Annotated in this window: 9 protein-coding genes and 1 pseudogene; 5 read left to right on the top strand and 5 right to left on the bottom strand. The window is 59.6% G+C overall.

Features of this window, described 5'->3' with window-relative positions; all coding sequences use genetic code 11:
• Positions 1 to 182: 182 nt before the first annotated feature.
• Positions 183 to 1,073, bottom strand: coding sequence for a LysR family transcriptional regulator (locus P0D89_RS48110; RefSeq protein ID WP_408365137.1), 891 nt, complete (start codon positions 1,071 to 1,073; stop codon positions 183 to 185).
• A gap of 320 nt (positions 1,074 to 1,393) precedes the next feature.
• Between P0D89_RS48110 and P0D89_RS48105 the strand changes: the two genes are divergently transcribed.
• Complete coding sequence (locus P0D89_RS48105; protein ID WP_408365198.1) at positions 1,394 to 1,927, top strand: RNA polymerase sigma factor; 534 nt, start codon at positions 1,394 to 1,396, stop codon at positions 1,925 to 1,927.
• 228 nt (positions 1,928 to 2,155) lie between these two features.
• Here the strand turns inward: P0D89_RS48105 and P0D89_RS48100 are convergent, their stop codons facing one another.
• Complete coding sequence (locus tag P0D89_RS48100) at positions 2,156 to 3,379, bottom strand: CaiB/BaiF CoA transferase family protein (protein WP_408365139.1); 1,224 nt, start codon at positions 3,377 to 3,379, stop codon at positions 2,156 to 2,158.
• Between the two features lie 337 nt (positions 3,380 to 3,716).
• Between P0D89_RS48100 and P0D89_RS48095 the strand changes: the two genes are divergently transcribed.
• From P0D89_RS48095 to P0D89_RS48080, 4 genes and pseudogenes are all read left to right on the top strand, one after another.
• Complete coding sequence (locus P0D89_RS48095) at positions 3,717 to 4,559, top strand: IclR family transcriptional regulator (RefSeq protein WP_408365200.1); 843 nt, start codon at positions 3,717 to 3,719, stop codon at positions 4,557 to 4,559.
• A 52-nt stretch (positions 4,560 to 4,611) separates the two neighbouring features.
• Positions 4,612 to 5,565 carry an acyl-CoA dehydrogenase family protein gene (locus P0D89_RS48090; protein ID WP_408379009.1) on the top strand — a complete coding sequence of 318 codons (954 nt, stop codon included), beginning with the start codon at positions 4,612 to 4,614 and terminating at the stop codon, positions 5,563 to 5,565.
• Positions 5,566 to 5,678: 113 nt separating this feature from the next.
• A complete protein-coding gene (locus P0D89_RS48085; protein ID WP_408365143.1) occupies positions 5,679 to 6,938 on the top strand; it encodes an MFS transporter in 1,260 nt (419 codons plus the stop codon).
• A 94-nt stretch (positions 6,939 to 7,032) separates the two neighbouring features.
• Positions 7,033 to 7,236: pseudogene (locus P0D89_RS48080) on the top strand (hypothetical protein); the annotation flags it as partial.
• Between the two features lie 642 nt (positions 7,237 to 7,878).
• Here the strand turns inward: P0D89_RS48080 and P0D89_RS48075 are convergent.
• The 3 genes from P0D89_RS48075 to P0D89_RS48065 form a co-directional block, all read right to left on the bottom strand.
• Positions 7,879 to 9,204, bottom strand: a complete 1,326-nt coding sequence (locus P0D89_RS48075) for an epoxide hydrolase family protein (RefSeq protein ID WP_408365145.1) — start codon at positions 9,202 to 9,204, stop codon at positions 7,879 to 7,881.
• Between the two features lie 173 nt (positions 9,205 to 9,377).
• A complete protein-coding gene (locus P0D89_RS48070) occupies positions 9,378 to 9,779 on the bottom strand; it encodes a tautomerase family protein (RefSeq protein WP_408379007.1) in 402 nt (133 codons plus the stop codon).
• 153 nt (positions 9,780 to 9,932) lie between these two features.
• Positions 9,933 to 10,751, bottom strand: a complete 819-nt coding sequence (locus P0D89_RS48065; protein ID WP_408365149.1) for an enoyl-CoA hydratase/isomerase family protein — start codon at positions 10,749 to 10,751, stop codon at positions 9,933 to 9,935.
• Between the last annotated feature and the right edge of the window lie 102 nt (positions 10,752 to 10,853).

The following is a 10,853-nucleotide window of genomic DNA, read 5'->3' as shown; positions in this document are numbered from 1 at the left end:
GAGGTCAAAGCGTGATGACGTCGGCATGAAGCCGAAGCGCACCGGCCACATGGCCGGCGCGCTGACTCACGCTTGAGGCTTCAACGCTCGAGCCCGCGCGCGTACTTCAGTGTGTCACCGATCCGCACTCAGCGTTCCGGATCGCCGGGCCGAGATGTCGACTGCAGTGCGAGCGCCCACATTCAGCCCGCTGCTTCGAAGATATCGCGCAGCCACTGCGCAAAGACCCTGACCCGCGATGAGAGCTGACGGTTGTGCGGATACAGCACCGACACGGGCATCGGGGGTGGTGGAAAATCGCCGAGCACAATTCTCAGTGTTCCGGCCGACAGCTCGCCCGACACTCGGTATCTGGGTACCTGAACCACGCCGAGGCCTGCCACGGCGGCTCCCGTGTATAAATCCGCCCCTGTGACCGACACGATCGACGGAAGCTGCATCTCGATCACTTCTCCGTCGACCGTAAATTCCAGTGGTAACGCCCGTCCTGAACCGCCCGAGATGTAGTTCACCGCGCGATGGTCTGCGAGCGCTTGCAGCGTTGACGGCTCACCGAATTGCGCAAGATAGGCGGGACTGGCCACGGTGACCTGTGCCATCAAAGCGACGCGCCGCCCGATCATTGACGAGTCCTGCAGCGTCCCCGCCCGCAGCACGCAATCGATTCCCTCGCGCACCAGGTCGACGAGGCGGTCATCCTCGCCGATATGAAGCTCGATGCCGGGATACTGCGCGACGAAATCTGGCAATGCGGGCACGACAAAGTGCTTCGCCAGCGTTCCTTGCACATTTACGCGCAGCAGTCCCTTGGGAGCGACGTTGCGAAACGAACCCTCCGCTTCCTCCAGATCAGCCACGAGGCGCACGCAGCGGCGATAGAACGCCTCGCCGTCGTGAGTCAGCCGCACCGCGCGCGTGGTGCGCTCCAGCAGTCGCGTGCCGAGCCGCGCCTCCATCCGCTTCATCAGGTTGGTGACGGTGGCACGGGGAATCTGCAGATCGTCGGCCGCACGCGTAAAGCTGCCGCGCTCGGCGATACGGATAAACACCTGCATCTCCTGGAAACGGTCCATATCGGGCGGCGCTCTATTGTTAGAGTGAATGGAATAAATATACCAGTTTCAAGGTAATTATCTTTGACTTCACATCGTCGAATATTCATCTCAGTCATCACCTGAATCAACCACCGGCAAAGAGCAAATCATGACCATCACCAAGAACAGCCATGCCTTAACCGCCATCAGAGAACCGCAAACATGGACGTACACGTGCTCACGACATTTTCAGTATTTCGTTTCTCGCGATGCTGCGACCCTCACATCACACTAACGTCCTTGCGAGGCACCCGTGCGAAGTGTGCGACGCGCTGGGTACCAATGTGGAATTGCAGCGAATGAGCACCGCGGATTTACGCGGGATGCTTCCCGCGATGCTGCCGCGCCTGTGGACATTTGCACTGCGCCTTACTCGCGACAGGCATGATGCGGAGGATCTGGTGCAGCGCGCGTGCGTACGGGCGCTGGTGCGCGAGGATCAATTGCAGCCGGGCACTGCGCCGCTTAGCTGGATGTTTTCGATTGTTCACACAACCTGGATCAACGAGCTGAAAGCACGCAATGTACGCGAGCGGTCCAGTGTGGAATGGGACGACAGCCGCGTGCAGAACGTCGCTGACCAATCGGTGAGTACGCCGGAAGAGGACCTGATGAACAGGCAGATCATCGACGCGGTGATGCGACTGCCGGAGGCCCAACGCGCCGTGGTGCTGCTCGTCGCTGTGGAAGGGTTGAATTACACGGAAGCCGCCGAGGTTCTCAACGTGCCAATTGGAACCGTGATGAGCCGACTGTCGCGTGCGCGGCAGGCAATCGGTGCTCATTTCACGCCGGGTCGGCGAAGTCGAAAATCTGTCGGCAGTGCTCCGTGAGCCGGGCGTTGACGTAGACACGCGTGCCGCGTTATCGGCCCTGCAGACAGATCAGGTTGTCGACGATGTCACGCTGCAGCGCCGCGACGCCAAGGCCGCTGCGCGTACGCTCCGCGCTGGTGGGCGATTTTAGGGTGGGCGTGTCGCCCATGAGCTGCCCTTGTCCTTGCTGTGATCGGGTTGCTTTGCCCAGAAGGGCACGGGGACGCGTTCCGCCTCGAACATGTGTCACACGACGCCTTTCTCCCTCAAACCATGGAGTTCATCTCCGCCGATCCCGCACAGCGATGCCAGCACATCATCGGTATGCTGCCCAAGCATCGGCGGGGCACTACGATACTGGATCGGCGACGCAGACATCCGGATCGGATTCGCCACGCTGGGCGCGCTGCCCGAGAGCGGATGGGGCAAATCCACCCGCATCCCGCGATATTGGACCTGGGGGTGGGCGAATGTCTGCGCGATGTCGTTGATCGGTCCGCAGGGTATGCCCGCGGCCGAGAGCGGGGTTACCCACTGCTCGATCGTGCGCGTGGCCAGGACTTCCTGAATCATCGGGACGAGCGTTTCACGGTTCGTCACGCGTGATGCATTCGTAGCAAAGTTCGGATCGGTCGCCAGACGTGTGCAATCCGCAATTTCGCAGAATTTGCGGAACTGTCCGTCGTTGCCGACCGCCAGCACCATTTGCCCATCTTTCGCCTTGAACACCTGGTAAGGCACGATGTTCGCATGCGCGTTGCCCTCGCGCTTCGGCGTCTTTCCCGATACAAGGTAGTTGAGGTTCATATTCGCCATTGTCGCGACCTGTACATCGAGCAATGCCATGTCGATGTATTGGCCTTCGCCCGTCTGGGTGCGATGCGCCAGTGCCGCCAGGATGCCGACGGTTGCATACATGCCCGTCATCAGGTCGGCGAACGCTACCCCGACTTTTTGTGGGCCGCCACCTGGTAGTTCGTCCCGCTCACCGGTGATACTCATCAATCCGCCCATGGCCTGAACGATGAAGTCGTAACCGGCGAGCTTCGAGAGCGGACCGTCTTGCCCGAAGCCCGTTATCGAGCAGTAGATGAGCTGCGGATTGATTGCGCGCAGATCGCTATACGCAAGGCCGTAGCGTGCCATGTCGCCGACCTTGTAGTTCTCGATGAATACGTCGCTCTGTTGCGCCAGCTTTCGAATGATGGTTTGCCCTTCATGCGTCGCAATGTCCAGTGTCACGGATTTTTTGCCGCGATTTGCGGACAGGAAATAGGCGGACTCGCCGGTGGGATTGCCGTCACGGTCGTGCAGGTAGGGCGGGCCCCAGCCGCGCGTGTCATCGCCCGTGCCGGGACGTTCGATCTTGATCACTTCGGCGCCCAGATCCGCTAGCGTCTGACTCGCCCAAGGGCCGGCCAGGACGCGGGACAGATCGAGAACGCGAAGGTGTGAAAATGCTTTGGACATGCAAGTCATCCTGAAGTCGACGGTGATCCGGGGCGTCTTCCGATTGGTCCGCTAGGCGGACCGATGGGATAGAATTTGAACTGATATGCACAGTAACGGACCGCGCGTGGAATGTAAACGCCGTTTAGGTGTGGTTAGAAAATGATGTTAGTTGCCTGACTGAAGGCAAATCATCGAGTGCTCGTGCCGCGCCGTGCAGTTTGTTATGCAGAATCGCGCGAAAGAAAAAAAGGTCCGCTGTGCGGACCGATTTTCGAAAATGTTTGACACGGAGATTTTCACCATGACAGGATTCGGCAAGGGAAAGGAATCGAGAGAGCAAGGGCAGAGTGCAGCTATGTCGAAGATCAAAAACGCGGCGGGTTCATTGGAGCCTCAGTACGAGCAACGTGATATTGCGCGTTTCGACGAAGAGGCCAGCACGGACCGGCAGTTCGTGACTGCGTTAGCGAGGGGACTTGAGGTACTGCGGTGCTTCGCCCCTCGGGAGCGCTATCTGGGGTTGTCGGAGCTTGCTCGTCGCACGAGCCTGCCGAAAGCAACGGTGGCGCGGTTGGCAGGCACGCTCGCGAAGCTGGGTTATCTGCGCTACTCGGAGTCGCTCGGGAAATATAGCCTCGGGACCGGTGTTCTCTCGCTCGGCTATTCGATGTTGTCGAATCTGGACATCCGGGATGTCGCACGCCCGTTCATGCAGGAACTTGCCGAGTATTCCCGCGCATCGGTAGCCGTCGGGGTTCGTGATCGCCTTTCGATCGTCTACATCGAGTGGGTGCGCAGCAGCGCGCCGATTACGGTAATGCGTGGCGTCGGCGTCCGATTGCCGCTCGCGACGACATCGATTGGACGGGCGTACCTTGCGGCGGCGTCTGAAGATGAGCGCAACGAAGTGCTCGAGCAAGTGCGTCTTCAGGACGAATCGGCCTGGCCGCGCATCAAGCGTGGCATCGATCAGGCAATAAAGGACTATGAGGAGCGCGGCTTCTGTCGCTCGATCGGCGAATGGGACAAAGATATCGCAAGCGTTGGCGCCCCGTTCACGGCACCCGATGGCACGCGCATGGCTTTCAATTGCGGGGGCCCAGCATTTGTGATGAGCCGGGGTACGCTGGAAAACGACATTGGTCCGCGCCTTGTGGACCTTGTGCAACGTTTAGGTGCCGCCATAGGGCGGCGATGACAGACATATGGGACGCTCGAGCAAAACGCCCATTTTGCAATCAGGAATACAGATGATCCGCGACCATGAAACGCTAAGCCTCCTTCTCGACGCAGTTTCGCGCTTCGTGCGCGAGCGGCTCGTCCCCGCTGAAAATGAAGTGGCGGAAACGGACGAAATTCCTGCTGACATCGTTGCCGAGATGCGCGAGCTCGGACTTTTCGGCCTTTCGATCCCCGAGGAATACGGCGGTCTTGGGCTCACGATGGAAGAGGAGGTGCTCGTGGCGTTTGAAATCGGGAAAACGTCGCCATGTTTTCGCTCGTTATTCGGCACGAATGTCGGTATCGGCTCGCAGGGGATCATCATCGACGGAACGGCCGCGCAGAAGCAACACTATCTGCCACGGCTTGCGTCGGGCGAACTCATCGCCTCGTTCGCGCTGACCGAGCCGGGGTCCGGCTCGGATGCCGCTTCGCTGTCTACGCGGGCCGTACGCGACGGCGACCACTATGTCATCAACGGCACCAAGCGCTTCATCACGAACGCGCCCGAGGCCGGCATATTTACCGTCATGGCGCGCAGCAACCCCGATGTCAAAGGCGCAAGCGGCATCTCGGCGTTCATCGTCGAAAGAGGCATTCCTGGTGTATCGCTCGGGAAAATCGACAAAAAAATGGGGCAAAAGGGCACACATACGTGTGACGTCATCTTCGAAAACTGTCGTGTACCTGCGCAAAACCTCATCGGCGGTGTCGAGGGAATTGGCTTCAAAACAGCGGCTCGTCGCCGCGACAACAAGGTGGACGTCTCCACCGAGGCATCGTGCTGCAAGCTGTTCGCTTCGGAGATGTGTGGTCGTGTAGCCGATCGCGCCGTGCAGATACATGGCGGCGCGGGGTACGTCTCGGAGTATGCGATCGAACGCTTTTACCGCGATGTTCGCCTGTTCCGCATCTACGAAGGCACGAGCCAGATTCAGCAACTCGTCATTGCGCGAAACATGATGCGCGACGCGATTATCTGATCGCCGCCGCCATGTCGAAATAGTGAAGAGAGCGGTGACGGTCACCGAAAATTGCTTGCCGTAAAAGCGCCGAAGAGCGCCCGCCGGCATGTTTGTCGCATGGAGGAGAGAAGGTGGAAATCAATTCGTTTAGCCGGCAAGGCTTGATCGCGCACGATCGTGTATGGATCGCGGCGTTTGTGTTTGCTTTTCTCGGTCTGATGGTCGATGGAGCAGACCTGATGTTCCTGTCCTATAGCCTGTCGAGTCTCAAGCGCGAATTCGGGCTCTCGAATGTAGAAGCAGGGGCGCTTGGTAGCATCACGCTCGCCGGCATGGCGATTGGCGGCATATATGGCGGGTGGGCCTGTGATCGCTTCGGCCGCGTGCGTACCGTGGTCTGGACTATCGCGGTGTTTTCGCTTGGTACAGCCGCACTCGGCTTCACACACGACTTCGCCCAGTTCGCCGCATTTCGCTTCATAGCATCGCTTGGACTCGGCGCACAGTATGTCGCTTGCAATACGTTGATGTCCGAATATTCGCCTACCAGATTTCGTTCGACGATCCTTGGCACGCTGCAGGCGGGATGGTCGGTGGGCTATGTCGTGGCGACGCTTCTGGCCGCCTGGATTCTTCCCGCGTTCGGCTGGCGCTATCTTTTCTTCATCTCCATTGTTCCCGTCGTCCTTGCGTTGATCATGCAGCGCATTGTTCCCGAGCCGGAGAGCTACGTTGCTTCGCGCGATGCGCGTCGTCGCGGCGGCGCCGGCGGAAAAGAAACGGGCGAAGGCGCGATGAAGCTCGTCTTTGGCGACCCGGCTCACCGCCGCATGTTCTTGTTGTGGTCGCTGACGGCCGGTTTGCTGCAGTTCGGCTACTACGGCGTCAGCAACTGGATGCCGACCTACCTGGAGAAGGAGCTGCATCTGAATTTTTCGTCGATGACGAGCTATATGGTCGGGACCTACGTCGCGATGATCCTCGGAAAAGTCATGGCAGGCTGGCTTGCAGACAAGCTTGGTCGCCGAGCGGTGTTCGCATTCGGTGCATTTGGTGCGGCGGTGTTCTTGCCCGCTATCGTGCTGTGGCACACGCCCGGGAACATTGCCTGGCTGATGACTTTTTTCGGCCTTCTTTACGGGATGCCGTATGGCGTGAACGCGACTTACATGACCGAGAGTTTCGAGGCCCGCATTCGCGGTTCGGCCGTGGGCGGCGCATACAACCTGGGACGTGCTGGTGCGGCAATCGCCCCGGCCGCGATCGGGTTCCTCGCAACGAACGGAACGATCGGCCTCGGTTTTCTGGTCATGGGCGGGGCCTATTTTCTTTGCGGTCTGGTGCCCGCGCTCTTCATCAGGGAGAAGCTCTACGATCCGCAGAATGGGTGACCGTGACGACTGACCGCGGCCGCGCCTGCGCAGCTTGCGGGGCGGCAGCATATCTGCTGATTGCGGACTTGATGAAGATTCTGGTGCCAGTAACGCGGTCGGTGTCTCTGGTGCGATCCGGCATCTCGCCGGGATGATGGACCCGAAGGTCATCGTCGCGATCAACAGGAACCCCGAGGCGCCGATTTTCAGCGTCGCCGATTGCGGTCTGGTAGGCGATCTGTTCACGGCCGTGCCGGAGTTCGAGACGGCATTGTCTCGAACCTGGTGCAAGGAAAAATCAAAGTCAGAGAGGTAACAGGTGAGTAATCCCACTGAGATGGGTCATGCGCGAGCGACGGCCGCTTTGACTGCTAATGCCGAGGATGCCTCGATATGGCGGTGGTTCGCTCCGCTTCTTGAAGAGAAGAGAATTCGCTGGTGCCAGAGCGGCAACCGTTGGTTTGTGAGCGTCGATAATAGACACGTTGCCACGGATAACAGCTTCGACAACGCTATCCGCATTGCGAGGGAAGCCACGCGAGGATGCAAACAACCACGATCGAAGGCGTCGGCGCGAGGCCCGCTTTCTGGTTGAACCCGAAAAAAAGCCGACGCACCAGTCGCGGGAATGCTCGAGGCGGTCCTCAGCTATAACGGTCATTCACACGGTCGTCTTTCCCAGCGCATGCTTCAGACTTACAGCCCATCGCACCGCAGCCCGGAATATTCATTGAGTCTCGGGCAGACGCACGATCCTCAACTTTGCTCAGTTGCGACCGCATCCCACGCTTGGCCGTCTGGTCCCCCTCATTCAAGCAAGACAAGCGCCGACGAAATATCGCGCGCTTCACGTGGAGCTGTTGCGGAGAAAACGGAAGTGCCTTGGAGTCAATACGTCTGCGGTGGATCACCGAACGATGCGAGTGATGCCATAGTGGCGTCATCCACATCTTTGATGTCAGCGCAGCGTCTGGAAGCTCACGCGAAGTTCCTCCGTGAATTCCTGCGGCTGTTCCCATGCCGCGAAATGCCCGCCTTTCGGAAGGCGGTTGTAGTGAATCAGCTTCGGATAGGCCTTCTCTGTCCAGCTCTGCGGGGCCGCGTAGATCTCATCCGGAAAGACGCTGACGGCAACGGGAATTGCAACGTGCTTTGGCGCAAAGAAGTTGAGCTTGTTTTCCCAATACAGCCGCGCCGACGAAACGCCCGTCTCCGTCAGCCAATAGAGTGTGACGTTGTCGAGCACGTCATCTCGCGTCAGGCCCTCGGTCTGACCGTCAAAGACGCGGGCGATCATGGCCTGACTGGCGGCGTCGTGGTCGAGCATCCATGCAGCGAGGCCGATAGGCGAATCTTCGATCGCATACAGCGTCTGCGGACGGTTCGCCATCTCTTGCGCGTAGCCGAGACCGTGCTTGTAGAAGTAGTCGAGTTGATCGAACGCGTGTTTCTCATCGGGCGAGAGGCCGGCCGGCGACGGGTTTCCGTACTTCAGTGCATTGGCAATGTCGTCCGGTACGGTGGCCGGCATGTTGGTATGAATGCCGACCAGCTCCGCTGGCGCGATGAGCGCCATCTGTTCCGTGATCGCATTGCCCCAGTCGCCGCCTTGCGCCACGTAGCGCGTGTATCCAAGGCGCTTCATCAACACGATCCACGCGCGCGCGATACGTGCAGGATCCCAGCCGGTCGTAGTCGGCTTGCCTGAGAAGCCGTATCCCGGCAGCGAAGGAATCACGACGTCGAAAGCGTCCGATGCATTTCCGCCATGAGCCGTCGGATTGGCGAGCGGATCGATGATCTTCAACTGCTCGATGACCGAGCCGGGCCATCCGTGCGTGATGATGACTGGTAATGCATTCTGATGTTTCGAACGAACGTGGACGAAATGAATGTCGAGCCCATCGATTTCGGTGACGAATTGCGGCAGCGCATTCAGTCTCGCTTCGACCTTGCGCCAGTTATAGTCTGTCGACCAATACCCCGCGAGCTTTTGCATCGTCGCAAGCTGAACGCCCTGCGATGCATCCTTGACGGTTTCGCGTTCCGGCCAACGTGTCGACTTGATGCGTCTGCGCAAATCGACAAGTTGCGATTCAGGCACGTGCACACGAAGTGGACGGATAGCGGCTTTGTCGCCGCCCGCCGGCGGGGCAACTTCAGTAATAGATTGCCTCGTTTCCGCAATGGCGAGCCGGCTCAATGAGGCCGCAGCAAGGGACGCCGCTGCCACACCAATCAAACGGCGGCGCCGCGGCGCATGGAGATCGTTGATGTCTGACATCACTAGCTCCTAAATCTTAGTAATCGCAACGATAAAATGAAAAACGACACAGCGTCAATGCCATCTTGTGCGGCCGGTTGACGTTGGACAGGAGGCTGATTGTCGACGCCGTCAGACCGACGGCGAGGAATGCAAGGTCTGGACTGGCCCGCGGGTGGGCGCTGGTGCTCGCTTTACCAGCGTGGGGCAATACCGGCCAACTGCGCGACGCCCCGGCCAAACGAGAAGTTCTCGGTAGGTACAGGTATTACCGCGATAAAGACGTCGTCCGGAGCGATGCTGGCGGCTTCGCCTAGTTGCCGGCAGATCTCGGCCATCAGTGCGGCCTTCTCACTGGCCGGCCGGTGCGCGCCGAGCTGCACTTCAATAATCATTGCGTTTGCCGAGCGCTCCATCTCCATAAAGGTCGGATCAATGAATAGCTCATCGTCGCCGTGCTCGCTGATCACAATGAACCGATCGCCGGCGGGAATGCCCAGTGCGACCACCAGCGAACGGTTCAGTGCGTGGCCAATTGCGATCTTGTGTTCGCGAGAGAATCGACCTTTTGGGATGTGTGCGTGAAATACGGGCATGAGTTGGCTCCAGTGGACAAACGGATGAATTTGAACGGACTACCATCGGTGCGTCGTGGTGCTCCGGCGCGAACGGCCATGCCGACAGGACGATGCCGCTATCGACAGGGAGCGTTACGTGTTGCTTCTGATGCATGAACGCACTCGTGATTGTCATTCGTCGAGTTCGCCCAGCAGCCGGCCCAGGTCCAGTTCCGCTTCGCGCGTCTGGAACCCGAGCGCCATGGCGGCTTCCATCCGGCGTTGCGCTGGCAGAGACTGCGCGTTTGCCCCGAAGAGATTCGAATCGCGACGAAACTCGTCGATGGAAGCGAGCGCGATGGCATTGACGCGCTCCTTGACGATCGCGTGTCCTGCCGCCGGAAATCGCGAAATGCGTCGCGCGAGCGATGCGACGAAGTCGCCGAGCGACCCGGCGGGCAGCGCCCGGTTGATCCATCCATAACGTTCCGCGATGTCCGCGTCATAGTCCAACGCGCCCAGCATCACTTCAAGCGCACGGCCGCGGCCCATCAGGCGGGTGAGGAACTGGGCCGCGCCACCGCCAGGAATCAATCCGAAGGCGGGTTCCATCTGGCTAAACACCGCCGATTCCCGCGCGGCAAACCGCATATCGCACGCCAGCACGAATTCGCTGCCCGCGCCGCGCACACGCCCTTCGATCTGCGCGATCGAGACAAGCCGACTGGCGCTCAGATGGCGGAACAGCAGCGCGATCGAGGGCTCGCCGGTCAGCTTTGCGGCTTCGTCGCGATATTCCTTTACCTTCGTCACATCCACGTGGGAGATAAAATAGTCGGGGTCGCCACTGCTGAATACGAGCACCTTTGTGCCATCGTCGGCTTCAGCGTCCCGAATCAGCGTGACCAGGTCGCGCACGAGCTCAGGGCCGAGCAGGTTCATGGGTGGCGCGAACATCTTCACGAACAGAACGGCTCCTTCGCGGTTCACTTTGAGCGTATCGAATGTCATGGCTGGCTCCCAATGGGCAAGGCGGGTATTCAGGCGATGCAACATAAGGCCGGGTGCCTGACGCTGGCGCACAAGATGTGCAGTAGCGGCCGGATTGACAGG

Origin of the sequence: Paraburkholderia sp. RL18-085-BIA-A (assembly GCF_046027075.1) — a bacterium.
Classification (GTDB): domain Bacteria; phylum Pseudomonadota; class Gammaproteobacteria; order Burkholderiales; family Burkholderiaceae; genus Paraburkholderia.
Note: the sequence above shows the minus strand (reverse complement) of the source record. Positions and strands in the feature narration are given on the sequence as shown.

What these genes read in the sequence shown, in the direction of transcription:
- P0D89_RS48110 (WP_408365137.1), bottom strand. Translation starts at nt 1,073, where the DNA reads ATGGACCGTTTCCAGGAGATGCAGGTGTTTATCCGTATCGCCGAGCGC.
- P0D89_RS48105 (WP_408365198.1), top strand. Translation starts at nt 1,394, where the DNA reads ATGAGCACCGCGGATTTACGCGGGATGCTTCCCGCGATGCTGCCGCGC.
- P0D89_RS48100 (WP_408365139.1), bottom strand. Translation starts at nt 3,379, where the DNA reads ATGTCCAAAGCATTTTCACACCTTCGCGTTCTCGATCTGTCCCGCGTC.
- P0D89_RS48095 (WP_408365200.1), top strand. Translation starts at nt 3,717, where the DNA reads ATGTCGAAGATCAAAAACGCGGCGGGTTCATTGGAGCCTCAGTACGAG.
- P0D89_RS48090 (WP_408379009.1), top strand. Translation starts at nt 4,612, where the DNA reads ATGATCCGCGACCATGAAACGCTAAGCCTCCTTCTCGACGCAGTTTCG.
- P0D89_RS48075 (WP_408365145.1), bottom strand. Translation starts at nt 9,204, where the DNA reads ATGTCAGACATCAACGATCTCCATGCGCCGCGGCGCCGCCGTTTGATT.
- P0D89_RS48070 (WP_408379007.1), bottom strand. Translation starts at nt 9,779, where the DNA reads ATGCCCGTATTTCACGCACACATCCCAAAAGGTCGATTCTCTCGCGAA.
- P0D89_RS48065 (WP_408365149.1), bottom strand. Translation starts at nt 10,751, where the DNA reads ATGACATTCGATACGCTCAAAGTGAACCGCGAAGGAGCCGTTCTGTTC.